This window comes from Desulfofustis glycolicus DSM 9705 (genome assembly GCF_900130015.1).
GTDB lineage: Bacteria > Desulfobacterota > Desulfobulbia > Desulfobulbales > Desulfocapsaceae > Desulfofustis > Desulfofustis glycolicus.
On the sequence record NZ_FQXS01000008.1, the window covers coordinates 79,605 to 105,623 of the forward strand.

The following is a 26,019-nucleotide window of genomic DNA, read 5'->3' on the forward strand; positions in this document are numbered from 1 at the left end:
ACACAGTGGACCGCGCCTCGCTGCCGCTTGCCATCAGTCATGCTGCACCCCTGTAAAGTGTTCGCTGGTCATCATAGCCCGGCAATCCAGAACGTAAAAAACCTGTTCGTCAATCGTCAATCCATGGGGCAGCGCTTCAATATTTTTGCCAAGCAGCCGTGGCCCGCCTGACACCATTTCAGACTGCTCCGTTTTGCGATACATTCCAAGAACGCTTTCGATCTGTACGGCCGCTTTGACGTCCCGGTGCTGCAGGATAATCATGCGGCCGCTCCGCAGTGACGAGTCAACCGGCCATTTGAGAAAACGCGGCAGATCGACCACCGACACGATTTCACCGCGGACATTGGTGATGCCGAGCACCCAGTCCGGTACTTTGGGCAGCCAGGTCACGGCCGGCAGATCACCGACTTCGACGACATCTTTCAGAAAAACGGCCAAACGCCCGCTGCCGATAGCGACAAGGATATAGCTATCACCCTTCTTGCCGCGTTCCATGCCGGCCACCAGCGAACTACCGAGCTGCGACGCTTGAGGATCGGCCGCCTCGGAGAGGCTGTCATCTATTTCCTGAACCAGACGATCAAGCGATGGCGCCGCCGCTGACTGCCGTTCGGTTTTCGTATCCGTCATATCAGATGTATTTCCTGATTGCGTTGGTCAGCTTTTGCGGATCAAACGGTTTGGTCAAATATTCCGTGCTCCCCGCCATCAAACCTTTCATCTTATCCATCGAGCCCTTTCGTCCGGTCAGCATGATAACCGGAATTTCAACGAGATGCGCAAAATCTCGCAGTCGCGGCAAAAGATCGAAACCGGTAGTATCCGGCAGCATCACATCGAGCAGAATCAGGCTTGGGTTAATTGTCTCAGCCGCGGCAATCGCTTCTTCGCCGGACCCCGCCTCAACAACCCCGAAACCTTCCCGCTTGAGGACCACGTTGATTACCTTGCGCGCCGTGGGACTGTCTTCTACCACCAGGATTAGCGGGCCTTCGCCCCTTACGACGGTACGCTGAACAGCCGGAGAAGGAGCCGGGATCGGTTGAGAAGCGGGCGGAATGGACGGTTGCTGCACGGTTGGCCAAAAGGGCAACAACATCTCCAGAGATTTACGAAAAAGCGCTTTTCCCGGAGCCAAGGAATTGATGTATTTGAGATATTTATACGATTTCTGGTAGTGCGCCAGGTTAAAAAAACCAAGGGCGAGGGCATAACCTATTTTCCCGTTTTCCCGTTCCTCTTTAAACGCGCTGATATAACGGTTGATACCGTTGATCAACTCGCTCTTTTTCAGGTCGGTAGCCGGCAACTTTTTGCCGATCGACTGCAACGCCCGGCAATAGCAACATCTCGACTCGTTGACATTGAGCGGCGTCCAGCAGTAGAAACAACGCTTGATTTCGCCGCCGTCACTGTTGGCCAGCCCGAAGCCGGTCTTTTTCACCTCAAGCCAGACGGTAGGGTCATGATCTCCCCATTTCTGGGCCTCGGAGAGCGCTTTTTTGATCGAGTCGAGATTTTTCAGCAGCCGTGAATACCAGAGCCATCCGAGATAGTTGAAGCGGTTGTGCTTGAGCAGTTCGGCGAGGAGCTTGCCCGCCTCCGAGTAACGAAACTGATGAATCAGTAAAACGGCTCGATCGAGGGTGGCCAGGTCATCGAAAGAAGAAACGGGACTGCCGCCGATCGAGTAACGCTCGAACAGGTGCTCGATCTCCTCCAGCGACAGCGTTACATTCTTTTTTATGACCGGCTCGGCATCTATTTCAGACAGTGAAAATCCCTGCCAGCGAACTATTTCCAGAGCAGCGCCATTACCGCTGAGCGGTTCGGCTTCGGCGGCGACAATAGTACCGTCCCGCAGATGGAGAAGCCCCTGACGATCTCCCCAGTCGATACTGAGAGTGCTGTTATGGTAGGCGGTACCTGCTCGCAATAGAGCGAGCACCGTTTGTTGGCTTTCCCTCATATTTTCTGTCTTCCGGCCCTGGCAGACACAGCTTGCCCTTGGCGATCGAGCTCATCTGCGATGCCACAAATAGCACCGCTCCCCTTTCCCCCCCGGAAAAACAGATCCCGACAGCATCTTCGCAGCACGATCGGCGACGGTAATCGCCGTCGCAACATATCGTTCGATGCGATACATATGCGCGGTTTCACTGTAACACGCTGACCAACTTCAGACAAGAAGCAATTGCAAAAATGTAAGGCGATAGGCAACACCCGGTTCGCCGGGAGGAACAGCAACGGTCGTTGACACCCGCAGGTCAACCATGCTACATCAGTGGCTGCCGCCTCCATGCCGCCAACCCCACATTTGAAATCACCGACCGGACCGGTATCGACATGACCTATCTGCTGCTTATTGCGACCACCTTTCTCTGGGGAGGCACGTTTATCGCCGGTCGCCTCGTCGCCGGCGAGATCCCGCCATTCTCCGCTTCTTTCCTGCGCTTTGTCATTGCCGGCGCGGCATTGCTGCCGATTATCGCCGCTACCGAAGGGATGCCGGCCCTGCCGACCCGGCGCCAGTTCTTGCCGATCCTGTTACTCGGCCTGAGCGGTATTTTTTCCTACAACGCCTTTTTCTTCACCGGTCTCAGTCATATCACCGCCAGCCGGGCCGCCCTGATCATTGCCACCACCCCGCTGTGTATCACACTCGTCTCAACGCTGCTCTACCGCGAACCACTGACCCGGCTCCGGGGTATCGGCATCCTGCTGTCGCTGACCGGTGCACTGCTGGTCATCAGCAACGGGCATCCAACCATGATCTTTGCCGGCGGCTTTGGTCCCGGCGAGTTCTCCCTGCTCGGCTGCGTGGTCAGCTGGACGGTCTATACCTTTGTCGGCAAGAGCGTGTTGACGACCATGCGGCCGCTTCCTTGCGTCTTTTACGCCATCCTGGCCGGCACCCTGTTGCTGGCCGGTCCCGCTCTGATCGAAGGTCTGCCGGCCCTGTTGCCAAGCATCGACGTGGTCGGCTGGGCCAGTTTGGCCTATCTCGGTATCGGCGGTACCAGTCTCGGGTTTTCCTGGTATTACCTCGGTATCAAGCGGATCGGGCCGAGTCGTGCCGGTGTTTTCATCAACCTTGTTCCGGTGTTCGCCCTTTTGCAATCCTGGCTGCTGCTTTCGGAAACCTTGAAACCGATCGTGCTGGCCGGCGGGTTCATGGTCTGCACCGGTGTCTATCTGACCAATCGTCGAGCCCGCCTCCACCGACCATAGCGGCAGTATCCAAGCCCGGACATCGGCTAAAGGACCTTCCCACCGGATCAGGGATTGACATGTCGGGTGTTTTCCGATTATCCATCTGTGACAGACAGGCCGTATCGACGATGTCCTCTTTCTTTTTTCCAGGTTGAGTTATGCGCGCAGTCGTCCAGCGGGTGTCGAGCGCCGCTGTCAGCGAGGCGGGAATGGCCCTTGGCGCCATCGGCCGCGGGGTTGTCGTGTTGCTCGGCATCCATCGACACGATTCGGAACGTGAGTGCGATCGGCTGGCTGAAAAAATCGTTAATCTGAGAATTTTTCCCGATCAGCACGGTAAAATGAACCGCTCGCTTGCAGACCTTAACGGTGAGATGCTGATCGTCTCACAATTCACCCTCTACGGCGATTGCCGCAAAGGGCGACGACCGGGGTATTCGGAGGCGGCTTCGCCGGACCGCGCTGAAGCTCTGTACGATCGGTTCATCGGCGCTGTCGAGCGTCTCGGGATAACCGCCGCCACCGGACGATTTCAGGCGGCAATGGAGGTCTCGCTGACCAATGACGGCCCGGTAACGCTCCTGCTCGACAGCGCCGGTACGTTCTGAAGACCGCCTTGGCACATGGCCTTTCCGCCCCATCTGCACGCTGAACGAGTTTGTTGTACCTTCGGAATAGCACTACTCTGTTTGCGGCACAGTGTGCTTGCCAGCCCTGGTCCCGGGTGGGAATTCGGCTATTTCACCCCATTCTGAGTATTTACGAAACCAAAAAACGGAACCTATCATGACCACAGTCCCAGGCAGCACCGGTACGGGGTTTACCCTGAAACATGACGAATGGATCGACGAACTTTCCGCTCACGTCTCGCTATTCGAGCACGACCTGACCGGGTGCCCCCTGCTGGCGATCAAAAATGACGATGCCAACAAGACGTTTGCCGTCGCCTTCAACACGATTCCCACCGACTCCACCGGTGTTGCCCACATCCTCGAACACTCGGTACTGATGGGGTCGAAAAAGTACCCGGTCAAGGATGTTTTTGGAGAGGTGAACAAAGGCGGGCTGATGACCTTCCTCAATGCGATGACCGGTGCCGATATCACCTATTACCCCTTCGCTACCAGGAACTTGAAAGAATACTTCAACCTGATGGACGTCTATTGCGATGTCGTCTTCAATCCGCTGCTGCACCGGGAAACGTTCGAACAGGAAGGTTGGCGCTACCATCAGGAGGATCATTCAACTCCGCTACAGTTTCAAGGGGTCGTCTTCAATGAAATGAAGGGGGCTTTTTCCGACCCGATTCGTCTAATTTTCCACCATATTTTTGGCGGCCTGATGCCCAGCTCAACCTACGCTCACGAATCGGGGGGAGACCCGAAGCATATTCCCGATCTGACCTTCGAGCGGTTTTGCGCCTTTCACCGACAGCATTATCATCCGAGCAATTGCACGCTGTTCGTCTATGGCGATGCGCCGCTCGAAGATGAATTGAGTTTTCTCCAGCAGCGTTTTCTCTCCGCGTTCACCGACCGCAGCAATCGCCGGGAACCGTCTCTCGGCACGATTATCGACAACCCGCTGCAGATCAACGATTCTTACGGCGTTGAAGCGGGTGACCATGACGATCGCACCTATCTGGCCGTCGGCACCCGGGTCGGCGATGTCAGTGACCGTCAGCGAAATGCCTCGTTTCAGATTATTGCCAATATCCTCTACAATTCCGATGGGTCACCGTTGAAAAACCGCATCGTGTCGAGTGGCATATGTAACGATTTCGGTGGCCTGTATTTGTCTTCGTCGTGCTTCAACACGATCATGATCACCTATCTTATCGGCAGCGAAGCCCGCCATCGCGACCGGTTTGCCGAGTTGTACCATGACTCGCTGGCGGACATGGTCCGGGATGGTCTCGACCGGGATCTGGTCATTTCCGAACTCAACAAATATGAATTCAATGTCCGGGAAGACGCCAGTAAAGCGCAACGCGGCCTGGACCTGCTCAACAAATCGCTCACTGCCTTCCGCTATGGGACGGACCCGTTCGTCGCGTTGAAAACGGAAGAACTGCTCCGTTCCATCCGGGAAAAAGCCCTGTCCGGCCGTTATTTCGAAGATTTGATCAGCGAAGCTCTGCTGGCCAACCCGGCGACGGTGACGATCACCCTGCAGCCCGATCCCGGGAAACTGCAGGAGACGGCGCGCCAGGAACGGCAGCGCCTCGATCGCTATGCCGCAACGCTGAGCGAGGGTGACCGGGAGGCGCTCATCGCCCGGACCCGTGACCTGATTAAGCGCCAGCAGACGCCGAACACCCCGGAACAACTGGCCCTGCTCCCCCAGCTCAAGCTTTACGACCTGCCGGTCGCCGTCGACTTTCATCAGGTCCAACCACACTCCATGTTCGGCGAGCAGGTTCTGGTCAGTTCGCTGCCGACCGATCACATCACCTACCTGGACATCGGTCTCGATCTGATGTGCCTGCCGCATCGTTTCCTGCCGCTGGTCGACCTGTTCGGTGCAATCATCACCGAAATCGGTACCGAACGGCTATCGTTCAGTGAATTTGCGAAGCAGACGGCAATATGCACCGGCGGCCTGAGTCACTCGGTCAACACCTATTCCAACAAACATGATCCGGACGACGTCAGGTGCCTCTTTTGGCTCAGCGTCAAGATGCTCCCCGAATACCTCGAGCGAGCCGTCGACTTGATCACCGAATTATTGACCGAACTATCGTTCAAAGACCGGCCGCGGATCAGGGAAATCGTTCGCCGCGAATTCGCATGGGCCGAGCATTCCGCCCAGAGTGAGGGATACAATTTACCATCTACGCGAGTATTCTCTCATCTCAGCGTGGCCGGCAGATACCAGGAACAAATCAACGGTGTCACCGCCTACCGGGTTCTCCGCGAGTTGGCAAAAGGCTACGATCGGCGGGAAGAGCACCTCCTCGATGATCTGCAGGCCATGGCGCGGATTATTCTCAACCGCCGCAACATGGTACTGGCGATAACCGCAGAGGACGAGGAAATCAGCACCTTCGAAAAAATTGGCAGCCGTCTACCGGAGGCCCTCTCGGATATCGTTCAACCACCCCTGCCGCGTCTCGCCGAACCTGCTTTCCCCCGGCACGAAGCCTTTATCACCGCGGCCGAAATCGCGTTCAATGTCCAGGGCGGCGTCCTGTTCCCGGTCAAAGATCATTACAGCGGCTCTTTTGAAGTACTGAAAACGTTTCTATCCCGGGACTACCTCTGGAACACGGTCAGGCAGATGGGCGGCGCCTACGGCTGTTTCATCCAGTTCAATTATCTCACCGGCAACATCGCTCTGGTCAGCTACCGGGATCCCCATGTGCGCAAGACCTACCGGTTCTTCGAGCAGCTGCCCGAGGTCGTCGCCGGCGTCGAGTTGTCAGGCGAGACCCTGGGCCAGCTGATCATCGGCACCTATGGTGCTTTCGATCCGCACCAGAGCGCCGCCGCCCGCGGTGCAACGGCCCGCAACGAATACCTGAGCGGCATCACCGTTGCCGACAAGCAACACCGTCTCCGGGAAATCACCGCAACCACTGCAGCGGATCTCCGTTCGTTCGCCGATCACTTCAGGCAGATGCTCTCTGACAGCCACCGATCGGTGATCGGAAACCGTCTGAAGATTGAAACAGACAGCGATTTGTTCGACGTCGTTGTCGATCTCTAGGGGAGCTTGAAATAATCGGAATTTCGTTCAAGATCGAGGCGTGCATGAAAATGATTGCCACATCCGGCAGGGCTGGCCAGTCCTGCCTCCAGTTGCTGCGCTGCGGCCTGATCGGCTGGCCGCAGCCAGGACCGGCCAGCCCGGGGAAATAATTTTCATAAAAAAGCAGAGGGGTCGCGCAGGAACGAATCACCGCATCGGCGGGGCATAATGCAGACCCCCCCGGTTCCACAGTGCGTTCAGGCCGCGATCCATACCGATGGTCGACTGGTGACCGACCGTGCGTTCGAAGATCTCGGCATAGTTGCCGACTTGATTAATGATCCGATACGCCCAGCGGGCGTCGAGACCGAGCCCTTTGTGAAAATTTCCGGTCTGCCCGATGAAGTCCTGTACCCGCGGGTCTGCATCGGTAGCCACGGTATCGATGGTATCCGAGCGAAGGCCATATTCCTCGGCGGTCAGCAAGGTAAAGAGGACCCAGCGAACAATAGCGAACCAGCCATCGTCACCTTGCCGAACAATGGGCCCATGCGGCTCCCTGGAGATCACTTCGGGCAAGACCAGATATTCATCACCATGTTCGAGCAACAGCCGCAGACTATACAGGCGGGAACGACTGTCGGTGATCACCTCGCAGCGACCGTTCACCAATTCCCTGGTAGCCAATTCCAAGGTGTCAAAACCAGTCGACGTAAAACGGAGCTCGTGTTCGCGAAAAAAATCGTTGAGATGGTCTTGTCTACGCCGACCGTCGGGCAGGCAGATGGTCGCGCCATCCAGTTCCAACGCACTTTTTACGCCGAGCCGTTTCTTGACCAGAAAACTCTGTCCATCGTAAAAACTGATGCCGGTAACGAGCAGCCCCATGGACGAATCGATGGTCAGCGTCCAGGGGGTCATCGCGGACAGCATGTCGACGGTACCGGACAACAACGCGGTAAGCTGTGCCTGCTGAGGTAGCGCAACAAACTTCACCTTCTCGGCATCACCAAGGACAGCCGCCGCGACAGCCCGGCAGATATCGACATCAAGGCCCTGCCAGCGGCCCGTTTCATCGGCAGTCGCAAAGCCCCGCACCCCGGCTGTCACTCCGCAGTTCAGCAGATCGCGCTGCTTGACCGTCTCCAAAGTGAACGCCTGTGCCCCCGAAGCCCAGCCGACCAATACGATCAGTCCGATAAGCAATTGCCAGCACCTGGTCATGCGCCCCTCCTCGATCCAATCCGTCCATTCCAGCATCCCCGCGCCCCTCGTTCGGAGATCAATCGTAACAACAGCGAACGGCGCTGTCCACCTGATAAATCAGCGGCGACCATCATTTGCCCTCCACACCGAAGTCATTTCAAGTACCAGGCGGAGACCGCCGTTGCCGGGAAAAATCGCGGCGTGGCACATGCTTCGAGCGGTACCTGTTTACAAACGATCCTGCCTCAGGTAAAAGATCGAGACGATATCCGAGATCTCTTCCCGACGCCTTACCGCCAACCTCCGAACGACAGTAAACGATGGCCAAAACTGCCCGCCATGCCGCCATCGAGACACTGCAACGCAACCAGCGAACCGGTCACCCGGTTGCCCGAATCTTTAGTGGAATCGTCGAGCAGTACCGACTCTCTTCGACCGATCGACAGCTGGCCATGAATATCGTCTACGGCGTATTACGCCACCGCGATCAAGTCGACCTGCTGATCTCCCGGTTGTGCTCCCGATCGCCGAGCCGCCAGAACCCCTTTGTTTACCAGGCGCTGGCCGTTGGCCTCTATCAGATTTTTTTCCTCGAGCGGATTCCCGAATTTGCCGCCGTCCACGAGACCGTCGAGGCCGTTCGCCGGAGCGGGGCCGCGAAAAAACTGTGCGGATTCGTCAACGGTGTACTGCGCTCCGGTCTGCGCCGCCGCGATGAACTCTACGAACTGATCGACCCCGAAGGTGCCGGCCACGGCCTACTCAATCATCCGGCCTGGCTCACCAAGCGTTGGCAGGAGCATTTCGGCGAGCAGACGATGCGCGCCATCTGCGCCCACAACAATTTGGAAGCGACACTCAACCTGCGGCTCAGCCGATCACTGCCTCAATCGACCTATCTGAAGCTGCTCCAAGAGGAAGGAATCGAGGCGCACGCCGGCAAGTTCGCCCCGGACAGCGTTGTCCTCCCCTGTTTTCACGGCTCGATATCCGCTCTGCCCGGCTATCACGAAGGGCTGTTTTTCGTTCAAGACCAGGCGGCGCAACTTGCCACGCTGTTGCTCGCACCCTTTTCGCCCGGTCGAAGCTATCTCGACTGCTGTGCCGGTTTAGGCGGCAAGACGTCTTACCTGGCCGAATTGACTGCCGCCGGCGACGCATCGCTGACCGCCGTCGAACCCGACCCCGGAAGATTTCGCCTGCTCGGCGAAAACCTGGCCAGGACCGTCGGCGACCACACGCTTTCCCTGCACAACAGTACTCTTGAACATTTTGCCAGAACCTGCCCGCTGCACTTTGACGCCATTCTCGTCGATGCGCCCTGCTCCGGGACCGGTGTCACCGGTCGGCACCCCGACATCCGGTGGAACCGGCAGGAACAAGATCTGCTTTTTTATCGCGAAAAACAAGGCCGCCTCCTCGAGACGGCCGCCGACCTGCTCGCCCCCGGAGGAGTTCTGGTCTATGCGACCTGCTCCATCGAGCCGGAGGAAAACCGACAGGTGCTCGACCGTTTCATTGCCGACCATCATGGCTTTATGATCACTAACTGCGACGAGTATCTCCCGGCTCCGGCGCGGGCGCTTGTTGCCGACAGCTGTTTCGCACCCCTGCCGTCATCCGGCTGCGACGGCTTTTTTGCCGCCCGCCTGACCGGCGACGGCGAGGGGTGAAACGTTTTTCCTTTGCGGTTGTCACCATCCTACGGTACACTCGAAAATCTCTTCTTCACTGGTCGCTGACCCTACTATTTCAACGGCATTGATACGTTATGGCGGAAATCAGAAGCACACTTGATATGGTAATGGAGCGGGCGGCCCGCCTGGCCGCCGAAGCACCGGACGTTCCGGCAGACGAAGTGCTCAAGGAAGACGGCATGCGTCTTGCCGTCAGTTATCTGGGAGGTGAAGAGCCTCATCTGCTGCAGGTTCTGGAACAACAACCGGTGGAAAAGCAGAGCGCCATACGCAATGGCATGGCCATCGCACTGCTGCGCAATATCATTCTCCCCAGGGGCCAAGGCCTTTCCGACCAAACCCTGCAGAGCTTCAAGGGGCTACAGGAACTGAGCGGCAACGCTCCGGATATTATGTCGATCTGTTCAGAATTAAAACAAATTCTCGAGCAGTATGGGCAACATCAGGAACAGGTTCGGCAACAGTTTGACGAGTCGATCATGAACCAGTTGAAAATGCAGCTCCAGCAACAGGGGATGCAGATCGATGACACGATGGCCCTCAGCCCGACCATGCACCCGCACTACAAAGAAGAATGGGCACGGGTCAGCGCTGATCTCAACAGCCAGTACAACCAGGCCCTTGAACAACGCAAACAATTGATCGCCCAGCGCTTCGCCGTTTGACGAGCGCGCCGGCCAACAATTGCAGCAATCTCACCACCGGTGATGGACTATCAGGCACGACGGCAGTACCTGCAGGAGAAATTAAGGCGCAGCAAGATTGACGTATTGCTGGTCAGCGGTCCGGAAAACCGACGCTATCTGAGCGGGTATACCGCCCGGGACCACGGTGTCGGTGAAAGCTCCGGCGCCTTGCTCATCGCCGCCCGCGGCACCACCCACCTGCTCACCGACTCCCGCTACGAACTGCAGGCCAGACAGGAAACAGATCTGCCGGTAGCTGTGTACCGACACGGTCTGCACAAACTACTGGAGCGGCTGTTACCGGAGATCGGCGGCAACAAGCTCGCCTTTGAAAGCCACCACACCCTGCACGCCGACAGTCTCAGACTTTCGGAACTGGCTGAAAAATTGCAACTTTCCCTGACTCCGGTGAGCGGTCTCATCGAGAAGCAACGAGAGATCAAAAGCGAAGATGAAATCGAACTCATCCGCCGCTCGGTGCAGCTCAACGAAGCTGTTTTTCAACAGGTTTTCAGATCCCTTGCCACCGGCATGAGCGAGATCGATATTGCCCTGGCCATCGAAACCGCGATGCGGCGAGCCGGCGCCGACGGTCCAAGTTTCGAGACCATCGTTGCCTCCGGAGAGAACAGCGCCCGTCCGCATGCCGTGCCGACAAGCCGACGGGTTCAGCTTCAAGAACCGATCACCATCGACATGGGTCTGGTCCTTGCCGGCTATTGCTCCGACATGACCCGATCGTTTACTCTCTCCACTTTCGACGAGCGCTTTCGTGTTGTCCATCGGCTGGTTCGCACCGCGCAGCAGGCCGGCATAGCCGCCATCAGACCGGGAGCAACGATGAAGGCTGTCGACCGGGCCGCCCGATCGGTGATCGAGGCGGCAGGGTACGGCAGATATTTCGGGCATTCACTCGGACATGGCGTCGGCCTGGCGGTCCATGAAGCACCGAGCCTCTCCGCCAGAAGCCGCCGCCAACTCAAAGAAGGCATGATCGTTACGGTCGAACCGGGCGTCTACCTGCCCGGCTGGGGAGGTATCCGTCTGGAAAACATGATCGTCGTACGCCGGGACGGCGCCGAAATCCTCAATGAAGATCAGACCTGGCTTGATCTATGATTCCAATTTCGCCGACAGGGCAGGAGTTGCGAGGCTTGTCTGCTGCCACGGCGCAACACGCTCTTGTAAGGACAGACCGATGCGACAATACGTGATCGATGAATTATCACCCTTGGAGTGGGATAATATCAATTCCTTCCTGAAACGAACCCTGAAACCGGGACCGATGACCGGAATCTTCTGGCTCGTGCTGCCGGATGATCTTTATGCGCCGGCGCAACAGGGGCACAAGGATTGCGGTCCATTTTATGTCGCCGTCGATCTCGACACAAAACGGTTGTCTGTCGAACTGCTGGTCCGCAGTGCCACTCATCTGCACTGCACCTGCATCACCTACGCCACACCGGTACAACGACAGTTCGTGCTGGATTTTATCGACCGCATGCTTGACGAAGAGCAGATTAAAGCCTAATTGACATAAGGGGATCTTGAAAAATTCCTATAATGGTAAACCCCTGCATAGCATTCAGTACCGACCTGGCCAACAGTTTCACCATCCACTGATTGGGCCGACAGCCACCGAGGGAAACCCATGAATAACAGTGTCGATTCGACTCCCGCCTTTATAGAAGCCGTCTACCAAACCATGGAGAGAAATCTCGAGGCGGTCCGTCACCGATTGCAGCGACCATTGAGCTATGCCGAAAAAATCCTCTACGGTCATCTCGCCGATCCGGGCGGAGCAGAGCTCAGTGCCGGCCGTTCCTATATCAAGACCAAACCGGACCGGGTCGCCCTGCAAGATGCCACCGCCCAAATGGCCATTCTGCAATTCATGCTGGCCGACAAGGACGAGGCGGCCGTGCCGGTCACCGTGCATTGCGATCACCTGATCAAGGCCCAGACCGGCGCAGCACCGGATCTGACAATGGCCCGCAACGACAACCGGGAAGTCTACGATTTTTTGACCTCGGCGGCCAAGCGCTACGGCTTTGGCTGCTGGCTCCCCGGCGCCGGGATCATTCACCAGGTCGTCCTGGAGCGTTATGCCTTTCCCGGTCTGATGCTGCTCGGCACCGACTCCCATACCCCGAACGCAGGCGGCCTGGGCAGCTTCGCCGCCGGTGTCGGCGGCGCCGACGCGGTCGACGTGATGGTCGGCATGCCCTGGGAGGTCCTGCACCCGGAAATCGTCGGTGTTCGTCTGACCGGGCACCTGTCCGGCTGGACCGCCCCGAAAGACATCATCTTGAAACTGCTCGGCCTGCTGACCTGTGCCGGCGGTACCAACCGGGTCTTTGAATACATCGGCGATGGAGCCGACACGATCTCCTGCACCGGTAAGGCGACCATTTGCAATATGGGTGCCGAGCTCGGCGCCACAACCTCTCTTTTTCCGTTTGACCGGGAGATGGCCGACTACCTGCGGGCCGCCGGCAGACAGGAGGCGGCCGACCTGGCCGAAAGCTACCGACATCTGCTTAGAGCGGACCCGGAAGTTATCGCCGACCCGGAAAGCTGTTTCGATCTGATTGTCGATATCGACCTCTCGACGCTGGAACCACAAATCGTCGGGCCGCACTCGCCGGACCGCATCACCACCGTCAGCAAGATGAAACAGCATATTGCCGACAGCGGCTGCCCCTCCACCATCAAAGCCACGTTGATTGGCTCCTGTACCAACTCTTCCTACGAGGATATGGGGCGGATCGCGGCCATGGCGAGACAGATCGCGGCCCGGGGAGTGAAACTGAAGACCCCGCTGCTGTTGACTCCCGGTTCCGACCAGGTCAAGGCGACCATCGATCGGGACGGCCTGTTGGCCGATCTCGAAGCGATCGGCGCGACGCTGCTCGCCAACGCCTGCGGGCCATGCATCGGCCAGTGGCAGCGCGACGATATCAAGCCGGGCGAAGTGAACTCGATCATGACCTCCTATAACCGCAACTTCCCGAAACGCAACGACGGCAACGCAGAGACCTGCTGTTTCATCGGCAGCCCGGAAACGGCCCTTGCTTACGCATTGTTCGGCAATTTCGACAACAACCCCTTCACCACCCCGATCACGGCGCCCGACGGTTCAACGTTTCAGCTCGCCGACCCCGGACCGGTCGACAAGGTCCCGGCACAAGGCCTGATGACCAGCGACGAAGGCTTTATCGCACCACTCGATGATCGCTCCGACCAATCGGTGCTGGTCGATCCGGACTCCGAACGCCTCGCCCTGCTGGCACCATTTGAGCCATGGGACGCTCTAGATTTCCGAAACCTGCATCTGCTCCTCAAGGCCACCGGCAAATGCACTACCGATCACATCTCGCCGGCCGGACCCTGGCTCAGGTTCCGCGGGCACCTGGACAATATTTCCAACAATCTGTTCAGTGGGGCGGTCAACAGCTTTACCGGCGTGGCCGGATCGGGGGTCAGTCAGCTCACCGGCGAAGAAAAGCCGTTCAGTGAGCTGGCTCGGGAATACCAGGCGACAGGCAACGGCTGGATCGCCGTCGGCGACGAAAATTACGGCGAAGGTTCGTCTCGGGAACATGCCGCGATGTGCCCGCGCCATCTGGGCTGCAAGGCCGTCATAACCCGCTCTTTCGCCCGCATTCACGAAACGAACCTGAAAAAGCAGGGCGTTTTGCCGCTGACGTTTGTTGACAAAAGTGATTACGAAAAAATCCAGGAAGGCGATCGCATCGACGTGAAGAAACTCGTCGACATCGCCCCCGGCTCCGAGGTAACGGCAGTCCTCAACCACCGGGACGGCACGTCCGAGTCGCTGCTGCTCAAACACTCACTGAACGACGAGCAGATAGCCTGGTTTAAAGCGGGCTCGGCTCTGAACCATTTACGCGCCGCCTGAGCGTCGCCACCCCGCACCGTGCAGATTATCACCACCCACAAGAACACCGACTTCGACGCTCTCGCCTCGGTCATCGGTGCAACAATGCTCTATCCCGGTGCGGTGGGCGTCGTCCCGACTTCGGTCAACGCCAATGTGGCCCGGTTCCTGTCGACGCACAAAACGGCATTCAATATCGTCCTCCCCGGGGAAGTCGATCTGCAGCAGGTCAGACGCCTCATCGTCGTCGATACCGATCAGTGGCGGCGCCTTGAACGAATGGACGACCTGCGCCGGCGGGACGATCTGGAAATCGTGCTGTGGGATCACCATCAGAACGACGGCGATATCGAGGCGCACTGGAGCTGCCAGGAACCAATCGGCGCCACGGTAACCCTGTTGGTGCGGGAGATGAAAAAGCGGCAGATGGAACTCAACCCGCTCGTCTCAACAGTGCTGTTGATCGGCCTCTACGAAGACACCGGACACCTGAGCTATCCTTCGACAAAGGCCGAAGACGCCGCTGCCGCCGCTTACCTGCTAGCCAACGGCGCCGACCTCAACGTCGCCTCGGTCTTTCTCAACCCCCCGTACGAAGAAGAGCAGCGGGACATTCTCTTCACGATGATGCAGGGAACCGAGCGCATCAAACACCGGCACGATACGATCGGCATCAATATCGTCGAGTTGGACCGAAAGATACCGATGCTGGCGGCAATCGTCAGCATGTATCGCAAGATCATCAATGCCGATGCGGTCTTCGTTATCTTCATCAATGACGAGACGAGCAGCACCGTGATCGGACGCAGCGGCATCGACCGCATCGATATCGGCGCGATCCTGAGGGAATTTGGAGGTGGCGGGCACCCGGCCGCCGGTTCGGCTACCGTCAAGAGCGCTGACTATACATCAAACGAGATTAAAGAAAAAATCATCGATAGTATCAAACACCGGAAAAGCAGGGGGGCAACAATCGCCGACCTCATGTCGTTCCCCGTCACCATCGTCGACGGCTCCACCCCGATGTACGAGATCCGCACCATCATGCAACGCGAAAAAATCCGGGGTATTCTCGTCGGCAATGAGCAGCAGTTAGACGGCATCATCGTGCTCTGGGACCTGAAGAAACTCAAGCGGGAAAGCCAGTGGAAAAGCCCGGTCAAGGCCTTCATGGCCCGGGATATCATTACCATCCCGCCCGATCTTCAACCATCTGAAGCGGCACAATTGATGGTCAAAAAGAATATCGGCCACCTGCCGGTGGTACATGACGGCACCGTGATCGGCATCGTCACCCGAACCGATATCCTGACCTACTTCTACGGCCTGCTGCCTGAGTAAACGATCAAAGCAGCGCCCGCCCCGTCGGAGTAAGCGTGTATTTACACCGAACCGGGCTATCGATGAGCCCTGTTTTCTTCAATGTTGTCAAACAACTGGTTATCAGTTTGCTCTCCAGTCCGGTAGTCGCCGCAATTTCCTTGGCGCCGCAGGGGGCCCCGGCCCGGGACAGTGCTTTGAGGATGGTGCGCTGCTCTTCGGTCAGTTCGTCGCCACCTTTCGTTTCAGCAGTTTTCAAGAAGCATTCTCCTTGTTTTTCTCAAGTTTCTTACGACAAGACGGACAGATGCCGACAAACTCGACCCGGTATCCCGTTATCTTGTACCCACCGGCCGACTCCTTAGTCGACACTCCGGACAGCTCCCGATCAAATGTGATATTGTCGACCCGATGGCATCTAAGACAATAGATATGATCGTGCTCTACGATATTGTAGTCAAATCGTTTCTGGCGACCGCTGATTTCCAGCTTGGCAATAATTCCGGCAGCGGACAGGGTCTCGAGGTTGCGGTAGACGGTGGCCAGACTGATACGGGGCATGGATTTTTTGACCCGTGCATACAATTCGTCGGCGGTGAGATGTTGGCGACTCGCCCGCAACTCTTTCAGGATCATCTCACGCTGGTTGGTCATTCGCAAAACCATGTCGGCCCCATACAATAATTATTATCAATACTAGCTGATAATAATTGCTGTGTCAATTGCCGTTTCCCGTTCCCCCAGCTGTCACCCAACCGCGTGGCATCGCAGTCAACCACGGAAACTCGCTTGAGCACGGCAGGAATACCTCTTGCCGTACCGGCGGCACCGATGCTAAAGTTGACCGTTCCGGCGACAAATGCGGCCCGATCCGGCCGCCAGACATGTAATCTACGACTTCGGCAGCACCATGGCTCTTCTTGACGTACTCAACCTGCAGAAACGGTTCCGCTCCACCATGGCCGTCCAGGATGTCTCGTTTTCGGTCGAAACGGGCAGCTGTTTCGGGCTGCTCGGACCAAACGGTGCCGGCAAAACCACCACTATGGAGATCATCGAGCAGATCATCCCTCCGTCCGGCGGCACCATTCTCTACAAGGGTGGACAACGGGATCAGCTTTTCCGGGAAGAGATCGGCATCCAGTTTCAGCACACCTCTTTGCTCAATTTCCTATCGGTGCGGGAAACACTGGACTGTTACCGAGCCTTGTACCGTACCCAGGCCGACCTCGCGGAATTGATCGAACGCTGTGATCTGACGCCTCTGCTAGAACGGCGTAACAACCAGCTTTCCGGCGGCCAACGACAACGATTGATGCTGGCCCTGTCCCTGCTCAACCGACCGCAACTGGTTTTCCTCGACGAACCGTCCACCGGCCTGGACCCGCAATCGCGCCGTCATCTGTGGCAGATTGTCCAGGACATTAAGGCGGGCGGCACGACCATCATGATGACCACGCACTCCATGGAAGAGGCGCAATTTCTGTGTGATATGATCGCCATCATGGACCAGGGCCTGATTGTCGCCGAGGGCAGTCCACGCCGCCTGATCACCACCTATTGCAAGACCAACACCATTACCTTGTCCCACGCTTCCACCGCCGGTTGCTTGGAAACGCTGAGCATGCCCTATTCCGTCGATGGCGGTTCGGTAGCCATTCATACCGAAGACGTGGACACCACCTTGAAAGAATTGCTTTCCTGCGGCGTCAATCTATCGGAAATGGCAGTCCATTCAGCTAATCTCGAAGATGTATTCCTCCATCTCACCGGGAAAAAACTCAGGGATTAGAAGGAGATCGGCATGAATCCGCGACGGATCTGGATCATGTTTCTGGCACGTAATAAAGAATTCTTTCGGGACCGGGCAGCGTTCGGCTGGAATTTCGCGTTTCCGTTTCTGGTCATCATTGGCTTCGGTGTCATTTTCAGTGACCAGAACACGCAGAAGTTCACGGTCGGGGTGTTTCCCGAGACCAGTGTCGCCGTCGAAACGGCAACGACCACGGTGTCCGACGCATTTCTGCAAACCAACGCCATCAAGCTGGTGCCGATTGCAACGCGGGCCGAAGGACTCGACAAGATCCGATTGCACAAGATCGACCTGCTCATCGACTCCACCGCCGACACGCCGACCTATTGGCTCAACAGCGACTCACCCAACGGGGCCATTGTCGAACAGCTCTACCTGGCGAGCCTGAGGGCCAAAAACGCTGTGCCGACCAACCGGCACGTGATCGATGGCGAACAGGTCCGCTATGTTGACTGGTTCTTCCCCGGCATCATGGCGATGAACATGATGTTCTCGGCACTCTGGGGAGTCGGCTATATTATTGTTCGCTACCGGAAAAACGGCGCGCTGAAACGCCTCAAGGCGACTCCGTTGACCGCTTTCGAATATCTCAGTTCGCAGCTGCTGTCACGCATCTTTCTGCTGATGTTCACCTTCGGCGTAGTCTGGTTCGGCTGTGACCTGATCTTCGATTTTCGGATGCAGGGCTCCTTGGCGCTCTTTCTCTTTACCTTTTTCCTTGGCGGTCTCAGCCTTTGTTCAATCGGGCTGCTGCTTGCCGCTCGCGGCACCAGCGAAGAATTTGCCAGTGGCGCTCTGAATTTCATCAGCTGGCCGATGATGTTTCTCTCGGAAGTCTGGTTTTCTCTCGAAGGAGCCCCGCAATGGGTCCAGCAGGTCTCTTGGTTGCTGCCGCTGACCCATCTCTTGAAAGCGGCGCGCAAGGTGATGAACGAAGGTGCCGGACTCGTCGACATTCAGCTCGAGTGCGGCCTGATGATCCTCACCTCGGTGCTCTTTCTGACCTGTGCCGCGCGATTATTTTCCTGGAATGAATGATGGTTGTATCATCCCGCTTTACCCGGACCAGACTGTTGCTCGGCGACCAGGCCTTTGCTCGCCTAACCGCTGCTCATGTTGCCGTGATCGGTCTCGGAGCAGTCGGCGGTTATGCCGTTGAAGGACTGGCCCGCGCCGGTGTCGGCCGTCTGACCGTCGTTGACTTCGACACTATTCAGCCAACCAATATCAACCGCCAGATCCTCGCCCTCGAATCAACCATCGGCCAAGCCAAAGCTGTGGTCGCCCGACAACGGATTCTCGACATCAATCCGGCCTGCCGGGTTGATGCTGCTACCTGTTTTGCCGACGCCGAGACAATCCGTGACATCCTTGCACTGCGTCCCGACGTTGTCATCGACGCCATCGATTCGCTTAATCCTAAGGTGCAGGTGCTGACCGCCTGCCACCAGCATCGCATTGCCGTCTTTTCCTCGATGGGCGCCGCACTGCGCCGCGATCCGCGGTATATCAAGATCGGCGACATCGCCCAGACAAGCAGCTGCCCATTGGCCCGGCGACTGCGCAAACGGTTACGCAGCGCCGGTATCACCTCGGGTATCACCTGTGTTTATTCCACGGAACCGGTCGACTTCGACTATCAACCGCCCGCCGATACGGACCACGCTGCTGACAGCGACCCGGCGGGGCGGGGCAGGACCCGGCGAACCCTGGGCAGCCTGCCCACCCTGACTGCCCTGTTTGGTCTGTTGCTGGCCAACGAAGTTATCTTATGGTTAGGCAGAGAGTCGTTATGATTAGGACTTTTATCGCGCTGCAACTCGACGATTCGATCCGCACCCGGCTCAACGGACTGGGCCGAACAATTCCGGGCGCCCGTCCGGTCCCGACGGAACAGATTCATCTGACCCTGCGCTTTATCGGCGATATCGACGGCGCCCTCTTTCATGATGTCAGGGATGGCTTGGCCGGTGTCGAGGCTGAAGCCCCAACTGTGTCGATCCGCGGCGTCGGCCATTTCCCGCCGCGTGGCGCGCCGCGGGTCATCTGGGCCGGCGTTGAGCCGACGGCAGCTCTTCTCGCGGTGCGCTCGGCCATCAACCGTGTTCTGGCCGGGGTTGGGATCGGTGCCGAAGAACGCAGCTACCACCCGCATGTCACCATCGCCCGCCTGAAAAACAGCTCAATCGGCCGAATAACCGACTTTCTGATGAGCAACAGTCTGCTCCAGTCGCCACCCTTCACCATTACCTCCTTTACACTATTCACCAGTGCGCTGACGGCCAAAGGTGCGGTACACCACATTGCCGCCGAATACCCACTGCGCCCCCGACAAATCGCGAGAAAACCTCTGGCTCCGGCCCGACCGGCGGGCCGGAGGAACAGTCCCGGCTAGTTTTTTCCGCCGTAACGGCGGAAAACCGGGACCTGTAAAACAACCATCGCGCCAAGGATGACGATGATCCCGGGCAGCACTCGCGGCGCCGGCCACCCGCGGCCGAGCAGCAGATCGATAATGAGGACCAGCCCCGGATAAAGATAGGAGTAGGACATGGTGCGGGTCGGCCCGATATGGGCAACGGCATATTGCGTCAGGTAGAAGGTGATCACCGTGGTAAAACAGGCCAGGTAAACAATCCAGCCCCAGGTGGAGGGCGGCACCGACAGCCAGTCGACCCGGGACAACGCCACTGCCCCGATCGGCAGCAGCCACAGACATCCGCTGACCAGCACCCAGAAGGTCATCACCTCCATCGGTTCACCGCGGTGCAACCGCCTGATGAGCGGCGTGTAGAGACCCATCGCCAAACAGCCGGCAAAAAAAACCGCATCGCCGCGATTCCAGGACAGCGTCAACAGCACGTGAAGATCGCCACGGAAAATCACCCAGACGGCGCCGACCAGTCCGAGCAGCAGCGCGACCAACCGATCCCTCCCCAGTCTCTCCTTGATGATCAGTGCCGCATAGATCGCCGACAGACCGGGAACCAACGTAAAAAGAACGCTGGTGTTCAAGGCCGTCGTCATGCGCAGTGCGAGAAACATGCACCAGAAGAAGACGACCAAACTGCCGCTGATCAGCGCATAACGTAAAAATGAGAGCAGCCCGATACGCAGACCGTGGCGCACCGCGATCACCGGCAGCAGAATCAAGACAGCGATGACAAAGCGACTCAGTGTCAAAGCGGCCGGATCCAGGTGAACGGCGATATGCTCGCCGACGACAAACGACGTGGACACCAGCGTTGCGCAGAGCAGCATCAACAGATGAATCCGTACCCAGTGGTCTGTGTTGTCCTGCCATTGCCGTTGCTTGCCTGCCATTATCGCATCCCTTTATCCTGTATCGTCGTCTCGCTCGGATGGTGTGCGAAGCAAACGACACCGTCGGGGTCCATACGCTACTTGCCTGTGTGCTCCGGCACCAGGGAACGATAGAGGACGCCGGTCAGCGTAAATAACATCGGAACCGTCCAGAACAAGCCGATACCAAAGGGGATACAGGACAGCACATAGATCAGGTACATCACGATGTAAATACCGCAAACCTGCCACCACCTGGGATGAATGAGCCGCCGGGAAGCCTCCATCGCCTCCCAGGGACCATATCGTTTCACCACCATCAGCGGCAATGTCAGCGAATAGCCGACGGCAAGATAAATTCCCGGCAAAATCAACAGCACAAAGCCACTGGCAATCAGCAGCGACATCAAAATACCGGCCACCCCGATCCGACCGATACAAGGAAAGCCACTGAACACGGTTCTCCAGGAATAATGACTGCCACAGCTGCGACGTACACCGATGGTATACAGTCCGGCCAGAAAGGTCAGCAAAAGAACTGCCCCGGCCATCTGCACAATGATCTGCAGCCAGACCGCCAACGCCTCTCCGCCAAACGCGGTGGCAAACGGCACAAGGAGCGTCGCCGCTGTCTCCACCCCAACGAGAACCGCAAACAGCAAGAGGATACCTCCCCAGATCGGTCCTTTGACACCGGTTACCATGGTCCAGGCAGCTTTCAGGATCGCGGTCGCCCTGAATCCGCCGTCCGGCGTATAGCCGGGCAGCGGCGATGTCCCGGCAGAAGACGCCGACACCGGGAAATCATCGTCATCGCCGACCAACGACGAAGGTCCTGCCTTTTCGTCGCCGACAGCCGGATCCTTGCGACAATCATCGCCCCGTTCATCCTCGCCGCTCTCGTCCCCGGATACTTCTTTGTCGCTGACATGGGACGTCTCTGAAAGCAAGGCTGCCAATTGCTCCTGCAGCTTCTCCTCGGTATCGACCGTCGCTCCCAGGCTGTCCGGGCCGCCGCTCCGTTCGCCTGCCACGGCAGCACCGTCATCAGAATTCGCGGTAACATCCTCCCAGGCAACACTCTGCGCCGAAAGGTCAGGGAATTCTTCTTGCGCTCCAAGCGGCTCCACCCGCTCGTCAATGGTGGCGGGATCTGGATCGGCGACCACCGCCTCTCTGTGTTCAAGAGCGCCGCAATCACCGGCTGACGCCGCCGTCGTGGCATGAGGATCATCACCGTTCTCGAACTGAGGCAGCCCATCGCTTCGCTGACTGCTCTGGAATTCCGGCACGACGCCCAAACCGGATTCGTCTCCGGACAGGTTCCGGACCAACACCCCGGCAATTTTCTGATCGGCAGCATCAGACGAACCTGATGCCGATCTGCTGTCGGGCCGTTTTTCCGGACCAGTCGGATCCGGCTGCACAGACTCAAACCTCTCTTCCGGCCGGTGGAGCAGAGGCACTCTGAACGAAGCGAGGCACCGGGGGCAGCGAACCACACGGCCACTCAGAGTCGCGCTGACATCACCCCTAATACGGCAATGGGGGCATCTAACTTTCATGCGTGTTCCTCCGACAGATCTTCCCGAAACCCGGCCCTACTTTCGATAAACGCTGCGGATACTGAGCACAGCTGCCGGGACAAACTCGCCTCAGCCCGCACATGCCGCGCAGACCGGAAGAGAATCGATAAACTTGATAAACGAGCAGCTGAGGGAGAAACCGCAGCGGGAGCAAACCACCTGTTCCGGCTGCTGTGCATTCCCTCCTTCGCCCTCGTCTTCGGCTCCGCAAGAACCTGTTTCTTCGTGCTTATGTCCACCACTCGGTGCGCTATCGTCGATAGACCGCTCGATAACGCCATGATCCTCTCCGGGAAAATCGACAATCACCGCTTCGGTGATCCGAAAAACCTCCCGGCAACCGGGACACCGAACTTTCCGGGAAAACAAAGCGGCCTCCGCCGTACCGGTTAACCCGCAACAAGGGCACACCATTTTCATCGTTAGTCAACCTCGCCTGTTCAAGCCATCACAATTTACCGCTATCGCGGTATCCCGATTGCTGCAAGAAGCTGCATACGCTATACTGCTTGCGCATTATTAAAGCGAAGGACAACCAAATACAATCTTTTTTTCCCAATATCCCGAGCAATTAGTTGGTAATTATCATGCCGGAAGTCATTATCATCGTTGCCATCGCCGAGAATGGGGTAATCGGCCACCAGGGCACGCTACCCTGGCACCTCCCCTCCGATTTGCGCCATTTCAAAGAAACGACTCTCGGCGCTCCAATAATCATGGGAAGAAAAACCTACGATGCCATCGGCAAACCGCTTCCGGGACGAGACAATATCGTTCTGTCTCGCAATCCTGGCCGTTCCATCCCGGGCTGTCTGGTGGTATCATCGCTAGCCGCCGCACTGGAACTATGCCGTTCGAGGGAAAAAGCGTTCATCATTGGCGGCGGTGATATATTCCGCATCGCCCTGCCGATAACCGACACTATCATCGTCACCGTATTGGAGCGACCGGTTGAGGGTGACGTCATCTTTCCCTCTATCGATCCCGACCAATTCGTCGTTGTCTCTCGCCAACGCTATGAGCGCGAGGAGCCTTATGAGATTATCCGCTATGAGCGTGTTGCCGGCTGACCATCACAACAGAAAACACCTCGGCAACATCTTTCGTCGTTACCGGTTTCAGCTGAATTTGGGCAGAGGGGCCCACCGATTGTGATTGTTACCGGTCTCCACCACTATGCGTTGAGAGCCGGAGCTGAGATCATCGACGAGTGCGTCTCCTTCTACACCAGCGTGCTGAATCTGCGGATTGGCTTCAGGCCACCTTTCGAGAAGCGCGGATTCTGGCTCTACGCCGGAGATCAGGCGCTGTTGCAACTTGAGGTCTGCGAACATGAAGAGCTCGGCCGAGGGGCAGCACGTGACCGCCTCGCCTTCGCCTGTGTCAACCTGCCGGTGGCTATCCGCCGCCTTGAGGATCTTGGTATCGATTATACAAGCAATCATCTGGTGGAAATCGATCAATTTCAGATCTTTTTGAAAGATCCGAGCGGTCTTCGTATCGAATTGAATTTCTCCTGCGAAAAACTATGACGGTCGCCGCTTCATGACCGATACTTCGGACAACGCTTTCGCCATCGGTCGTAAGGCCGCTTATGCGGTGCATCTGATTCGGAATCATACCGTCGTGCTCTGGTTTCTCGGATTCTTGTCCCTTGCCAACGCAACTATCCCCCTGTTCCGCGACTCAGCACTGTTCATGCCGGCTACGACGGTAATGGTGGTATTGTCGATCGTGGCCACTCCAGTTATCTACGGTTTGTTCTATCAGCTGATTGACGGTTCCTCTGCGTCGTTCCATTCTCTTGCCAAGACCTATATCGCCCCTTATCTCTGGTTGCTGCTCCGGATGTACCTGCCGGCCATCCTGCTCGCCAGTCTGCCGGCGATCATGTTCGCCGAGCACGGCAGCGGCGGCTATCTGGAAATTGGGCTGATCGCCTTTAGCATGCTCTACCTATACGTTATTCCTTGCTTTTATCTCAGCGGTCGACAGCACGGGGCGATCGTCCGAGGCATCTCGTTTCTTACCCGACACTTGACGGCATCGACACCGCTGCTGCTGACGGTTCTACTTCTCGAATCGGCACTGCTTCTCGTCCACTACGCCCGGACAGCACTGGCCGGACAGGCGGTCCTGTTGTTGGCCGGTGTTGATTTTTTCGTTTTTTTAACGGCTTCACTCGTTGATCTGGCGGTTTTCATCATCCTCGTTCAGATCCTGAAAAACGCCAATTTACACGATCAATGACGCCAATCAGTCTTCCTGCCCGGCCAAGATCAGGCCGAAGAGCAACGTTTGGAAGTGACACCCTTCGCCGGGTCTTTGATCCGCGACTCTAAAAAAAGTACGCTCAATTTGGATGAGCAAACTTTTTAAACAACGCCAAGAACACCTTTTATCTTATTGTAATAGTTATATATATGCAAAATCAACCAGCCACCGCTGGACAAATTTTTCAAAGAAAAGCAACAATTTAGTGTTGACAATTGGCTGACTATTGGATTTTACTTGACTTATACATGGCAACAAAACGATAATGCACCACCTTCGAGTCATTACCACTTTGTTCACCATGGCGATACATGGGCAACAGAGATAAACGAATTTCCACCGGATCAAGATTCAAATGAGGCATTCCATGAAAACGGTTCTTTCAATAGCGCTCGCGATCACACTGTCGGTTCTGCTTACATCATGCGATAGCGATAGTGATGGGTCGAGCGGTGGCCGGGGCGATTTTCCCAATGTCAGCTATGCAAAGGTCTCAAGCGGGGCTGAAGGTTTTCTTGTCGAGTGCTACAACGCCAACGGCAATGTCTACACCGGCGGCAAACAGGTCTGCACCTGGAATTGCGCCTATCACGATTCCCGCACGCCGCGTTTTGTGCAGTTGACGTTTGACGAGGCCCTGGTCTGCGAGCAAACCGGTGTCGATGCAACGACAGGACTGGCCACCGAGACCTGCACCAGGGAAATGGCGCTGGTCGATCGAAAATATTCTCCGTGCGTCCTCAAATAGGAATTGACCAGTCGGACCGGGGGTCGATCTTCATCACCGGTCAGACCGATTCCGCGCGTTTTCATATAGACAGAGGATGCAACGGCCCGCTCGCGGCGGCGTTGTGCATCCTCTGTCGCATTTCATCACCCTTCAAGGGGTGATTGAAAAACCCCGCGATAAAATCGGTTCGTCGTTGAGGTAAACCTCTACCAGCCACCCGCCGAAGTTCTCCTCATGGAAATCCTTGTTGAACAGGGTGCTGGCAAGCGGCCCCCGGCGCATGAGCTTGAACCAGAAATAAACGGAACGCTTGCCGTCCTCCTGCTGAATGAATTCATGCTTGTTGGAGCGAACCAGGCCCCGCTTTTCGTGAATCCAATTGGCGTGCATCACCTGTGGGCCAGCCCTCAACCCGTCGCATTCAATAACGATAAATATCTTATCATACGGTGAAAACTCGGTCTGCGGCTCGGTAAAAACCGCGTTGCGATACATCCGCGCCTCACAGTCGACACCGGCAGCACCGGGACCGGTTGCACAGAGCACCATCAACAACACCATCGACGATAGAAGTAAAAGACCTCGCACGATAATCTC

Annotated in this window: 25 protein-coding genes; 17 read left to right on the plus strand and 8 right to left on the minus strand. The window is 57.1% G+C overall.

Translation table 11 applies throughout. From position 1 onward, the window contains the following. Positions 1 to 33: 33 nt before the first annotated feature. Both BUC26_RS08430 and BUC26_RS08435 read right to left on the minus strand, forming a co-directional pair. Positions 34 to 633, minus strand: a complete 600-nt coding sequence (locus BUC26_RS08430; RefSeq protein ID WP_073375135.1) for a chemotaxis protein CheW — start codon at positions 631 to 633, stop codon at positions 34 to 36. A 1-nt stretch (position 634) separates the two neighbouring features. Then, positions 635 to 1,972, minus strand: coding sequence for a response regulator (locus BUC26_RS08435; RefSeq protein ID WP_073375137.1), 1,338 nt, complete (start codon positions 1,970 to 1,972; stop codon positions 635 to 637). 284 nt (positions 1,973 to 2,256) lie between these two features. Here BUC26_RS08435 and BUC26_RS08440 point away from each other — a divergent pair, with 284 nt between their 5' ends. From BUC26_RS08440 to BUC26_RS08450, 3 genes are all read left to right on the plus strand, one after another. Further along, entirely contained in the window at positions 2,257 to 3,234 is a 978-nt protein-coding gene (locus BUC26_RS08440) for a DMT family transporter (protein ID WP_244155813.1), read from the plus strand. A gap of 140 nt (positions 3,235 to 3,374) precedes the next feature. After that, on the plus strand, positions 3,375 to 3,824 hold the full coding sequence (gene dtd, locus BUC26_RS08445) for a D-aminoacyl-tRNA deacylase (protein ID WP_073375139.1): 450 nt from the start codon (positions 3,375 to 3,377) through the stop codon (positions 3,822 to 3,824). A 178-nt stretch (positions 3,825 to 4,002) separates the two neighbouring features. Continuing rightward, positions 4,003 to 6,924: an insulinase family protein gene (locus tag BUC26_RS08450; protein ID WP_073375141.1), complete on the plus strand. Its 2,922-nt coding sequence runs from the start codon at positions 4,003 to 4,005 to the stop codon at positions 6,922 to 6,924. Between the two features lie 189 nt (positions 6,925 to 7,113). On the opposite strand, the gene BUC26_RS08455 is transcribed toward BUC26_RS08450, so the two are convergent. Continuing rightward, positions 7,114 to 8,130 carry a transporter substrate-binding domain-containing protein gene (locus BUC26_RS08455; protein WP_073375143.1) on the minus strand — a complete coding sequence of 339 codons (1,017 nt, stop codon included), beginning with the start codon at positions 8,128 to 8,130 and terminating at the stop codon, positions 7,114 to 7,116. Between the two features lie 302 nt (positions 8,131 to 8,432). On the opposite strand from BUC26_RS08455, the gene rsmB reads away from it, so the two are divergent. The 6 genes from rsmB to BUC26_RS08485 all read left to right on the plus strand — a co-directional run bounded on the left by rsmB (position 8,433) and on the right by BUC26_RS08485 (position 15,737). Further along, positions 8,433 to 9,785, plus strand: coding sequence for a 16S rRNA (cytosine(967)-C(5))-methyltransferase RsmB (gene rsmB / locus BUC26_RS08460; protein WP_073375145.1), 1,353 nt, complete (start codon positions 8,433 to 8,435; stop codon positions 9,783 to 9,785). A gap of 98 nt (positions 9,786 to 9,883) precedes the next feature. Continuing rightward, positions 9,884 to 10,474, plus strand: coding sequence for a DUF6657 family protein (locus BUC26_RS08465; RefSeq protein ID WP_073375147.1), 591 nt, complete (start codon positions 9,884 to 9,886; stop codon positions 10,472 to 10,474). 42 nt (positions 10,475 to 10,516) lie between these two features. Then, entirely contained in the window at positions 10,517 to 11,614 is a 1,098-nt protein-coding gene (locus tag BUC26_RS08470; RefSeq protein WP_073375148.1) for a M24 family metallopeptidase, read from the plus strand. Positions 11,615 to 11,693: 79 nt separating this feature from the next. After that, a complete protein-coding gene (locus BUC26_RS08475; protein ID WP_073375150.1) occupies positions 11,694 to 12,026 on the plus strand; it encodes a hypothetical protein in 333 nt (110 codons plus the stop codon). Positions 12,027 to 12,146: 120 nt separating this feature from the next. Continuing rightward, positions 12,147 to 14,417 (plus strand): aconitate hydratase, encoded by a 2,271-nt coding sequence (locus BUC26_RS08480; RefSeq protein WP_073375152.1) that lies wholly within the window; start codon positions 12,147 to 12,149, stop codon positions 14,415 to 14,417. 18 nt (positions 14,418 to 14,435) lie between these two features. Further along, on the plus strand, positions 14,436 to 15,737 hold the full coding sequence (locus BUC26_RS08485) for a CBS domain-containing protein (RefSeq protein WP_073375154.1): 1,302 nt from the start codon (positions 14,436 to 14,438) through the stop codon (positions 15,735 to 15,737). Positions 15,738 to 15,741: 4 nt separating this feature from the next. Here BUC26_RS08485 and BUC26_RS08490 read toward each other — a convergent pair whose 3' ends face one another. Further along, the gene (locus BUC26_RS08490; protein WP_084540553.1) at positions 15,742 to 15,975 is read right to left on the minus strand and encodes a hypothetical protein; all 234 of its coding nucleotides are present in this window, start codon (positions 15,973 to 15,975) and stop codon (positions 15,742 to 15,744) included. Beyond that, positions 15,972 to 16,382 carry a Fur family transcriptional regulator gene (locus tag BUC26_RS08495; protein WP_073375156.1) on the minus strand — a complete coding sequence of 137 codons (411 nt, stop codon included), beginning with the start codon at positions 16,380 to 16,382 and terminating at the stop codon, positions 15,972 to 15,974. Before BUC26_RS08495 ends, BUC26_RS08490 begins: the two co-directional genes overlap by 4 nt. A gap of 193 nt (positions 16,383 to 16,575) precedes the next feature. Here BUC26_RS08495 and BUC26_RS08500 point away from each other — a divergent pair, with 193 nt between their 5' ends. Genes BUC26_RS08500 through thpR form a run of 4 tightly spaced genes read left to right on the plus strand, consistent with a single transcriptional unit; the run spans position 16,576 to position 19,924 of the window. Continuing rightward, positions 16,576 to 17,508, plus strand: a complete 933-nt coding sequence (locus tag BUC26_RS08500) for an ABC transporter ATP-binding protein (RefSeq protein WP_244155814.1) — start codon at positions 16,576 to 16,578, stop codon at positions 17,506 to 17,508. A gap of 12 nt (positions 17,509 to 17,520) precedes the next feature. After that, a complete protein-coding gene (locus BUC26_RS08505; protein ID WP_073375158.1) occupies positions 17,521 to 18,567 on the plus strand; it encodes an ABC transporter permease in 1,047 nt (348 codons plus the stop codon). Continuing rightward, positions 18,564 to 19,325, plus strand: coding sequence for a tRNA threonylcarbamoyladenosine dehydratase (locus BUC26_RS08510; RefSeq protein WP_244155815.1), 762 nt, complete (start codon positions 18,564 to 18,566; stop codon positions 19,323 to 19,325). Before BUC26_RS08505 ends, BUC26_RS08510 begins: the two co-directional genes overlap by 4 nt. Further along, a complete protein-coding gene (gene thpR / locus BUC26_RS08515) occupies positions 19,322 to 19,924 on the plus strand; it encodes an RNA 2',3'-cyclic phosphodiesterase (protein WP_073375162.1) in 603 nt (200 codons plus the stop codon). Before BUC26_RS08510 ends, thpR begins: the two co-directional genes overlap by 4 nt. Here the strand turns inward: thpR and BUC26_RS08520 are convergent. Further along, on the minus strand, positions 19,921 to 20,853 hold the full coding sequence (locus BUC26_RS08520; RefSeq protein ID WP_073375164.1) for a DMT family transporter: 933 nt from the start codon (positions 20,851 to 20,853) through the stop codon (positions 19,921 to 19,923). The genes thpR and BUC26_RS08520 overlap by 4 nt on opposite strands. Positions 20,854 to 20,930: 77 nt before the next feature. Beyond that, positions 20,931 to 22,397: a hypothetical protein gene (locus BUC26_RS08525; protein ID WP_143165957.1), complete on the minus strand. Its 1,467-nt coding sequence runs from the start codon at positions 22,395 to 22,397 to the stop codon at positions 20,931 to 20,933. A 608-nt stretch (positions 22,398 to 23,005) separates the two neighbouring features. Here BUC26_RS08525 and BUC26_RS08535 point away from each other — a divergent pair. The 4 genes from BUC26_RS08535 (at position 23,006) to BUC26_RS08550 (ending at position 25,440) form a co-directional block, all read left to right on the plus strand. Beyond that, positions 23,006 to 23,488, plus strand: coding sequence for a dihydrofolate reductase (locus BUC26_RS08535; RefSeq protein ID WP_073375175.1), 483 nt, complete (start codon positions 23,006 to 23,008; stop codon positions 23,486 to 23,488). Positions 23,489 to 23,569: 81 nt separating this feature from the next. Then, positions 23,570 to 23,950 (plus strand): VOC family protein, encoded by a 381-nt coding sequence (locus tag BUC26_RS08540; RefSeq protein ID WP_073375177.1) that lies wholly within the window; start codon positions 23,570 to 23,572, stop codon positions 23,948 to 23,950. A 13-nt stretch (positions 23,951 to 23,963) separates the two neighbouring features. Beyond that, positions 23,964 to 24,668 carry a hypothetical protein gene (locus BUC26_RS08545; RefSeq protein ID WP_073375179.1) on the plus strand — a complete coding sequence of 235 codons (705 nt, stop codon included), beginning with the start codon at positions 23,964 to 23,966 and terminating at the stop codon, positions 24,666 to 24,668. A gap of 391 nt (positions 24,669 to 25,059) precedes the next feature. After that, positions 25,060 to 25,440, plus strand: a complete 381-nt coding sequence (locus BUC26_RS08550) for a hypothetical protein (RefSeq protein WP_073375181.1) — start codon at positions 25,060 to 25,062, stop codon at positions 25,438 to 25,440. Between the two features lie 132 nt (positions 25,441 to 25,572). Here the strand turns inward: BUC26_RS08550 and BUC26_RS08555 are convergent, their stop codons facing one another. After that, complete coding sequence (locus tag BUC26_RS08555; protein WP_143165958.1) at positions 25,573 to 26,010, minus strand: hypothetical protein; 438 nt, start codon at positions 26,008 to 26,010, stop codon at positions 25,573 to 25,575. Positions 26,011 to 26,019 lie beyond the last annotated feature (9 nt).

Bases quoted from the DNA above. Each gene is read 5' to 3' on its own strand.
- BUC26_RS08430 (WP_073375135.1), bottom strand. From the start codon at position 633: ATGACGGATACGAAAACCGAACGGCAGTCAGCGGCGGCGCCATCGCTT.
- BUC26_RS08435 (WP_073375137.1), bottom strand. From the start codon at position 1,972: ATGAGGGAAAGCCAACAAACGGTGCTCGCTCTATTGCGAGCAGGTACC.
- dtd (WP_073375139.1), top strand. From the start codon at position 3,375: ATGCGCGCAGTCGTCCAGCGGGTGTCGAGCGCCGCTGTCAGCGAGGCG.
- BUC26_RS08450 (WP_073375141.1), top strand. From the start codon at position 4,003: ATGACCACAGTCCCAGGCAGCACCGGTACGGGGTTTACCCTGAAACAT.
- BUC26_RS08455 (WP_073375143.1), bottom strand. From the start codon at position 8,130: ATGACCAGGTGCTGGCAATTGCTTATCGGACTGATCGTATTGGTCGGC.
- rsmB (WP_073375145.1), top strand. From the start codon at position 8,433: ATGGCCAAAACTGCCCGCCATGCCGCCATCGAGACACTGCAACGCAAC.
- BUC26_RS08465 (WP_073375147.1), top strand. From the start codon at position 9,884: ATGGCGGAAATCAGAAGCACACTTGATATGGTAATGGAGCGGGCGGCC.
- BUC26_RS08470 (WP_073375148.1), top strand. From the start codon at position 10,517: ATGGACTATCAGGCACGACGGCAGTACCTGCAGGAGAAATTAAGGCGC.
- BUC26_RS08475 (WP_073375150.1), top strand. From the start codon at position 11,694: ATGCGACAATACGTGATCGATGAATTATCACCCTTGGAGTGGGATAAT.
- BUC26_RS08480 (WP_073375152.1), top strand. From the start codon at position 12,147: ATGAATAACAGTGTCGATTCGACTCCCGCCTTTATAGAAGCCGTCTAC.
- BUC26_RS08495 (WP_073375156.1), bottom strand. From the start codon at position 16,382: ATGGTTTTGCGAATGACCAACCAGCGTGAGATGATCCTGAAAGAGTTG.
- BUC26_RS08500 (WP_244155814.1), top strand. From the start codon at position 16,576: ATGCGGCCCGATCCGGCCGCCAGACATGTAATCTACGACTTCGGCAGC.
- BUC26_RS08505 (WP_073375158.1), top strand. From the start codon at position 17,521: ATGAATCCGCGACGGATCTGGATCATGTTTCTGGCACGTAATAAAGAA.
- BUC26_RS08510 (WP_244155815.1), top strand. From the start codon at position 18,564: ATGATGGTTGTATCATCCCGCTTTACCCGGACCAGACTGTTGCTCGGC.
- thpR (WP_073375162.1), top strand. From the start codon at position 19,322: ATGATTAGGACTTTTATCGCGCTGCAACTCGACGATTCGATCCGCACC.
- BUC26_RS08520 (WP_073375164.1), bottom strand. From the start codon at position 20,853: ATGGCAGGCAAGCAACGGCAATGGCAGGACAACACAGACCACTGGGTA.
- BUC26_RS08525 (WP_143165957.1), bottom strand. From the start codon at position 22,397: ATGAAAGTTAGATGCCCCCATTGCCGTATTAGGGGTGATGTCAGCGCG.
- BUC26_RS08535 (WP_073375175.1), top strand. From the start codon at position 23,006: ATGCCGGAAGTCATTATCATCGTTGCCATCGCCGAGAATGGGGTAATC.
- BUC26_RS08545 (WP_073375179.1), top strand. From the start codon at position 23,964: ATGACCGATACTTCGGACAACGCTTTCGCCATCGGTCGTAAGGCCGCT.
- BUC26_RS08550 (WP_073375181.1), top strand. From the start codon at position 25,060: ATGAAAACGGTTCTTTCAATAGCGCTCGCGATCACACTGTCGGTTCTG.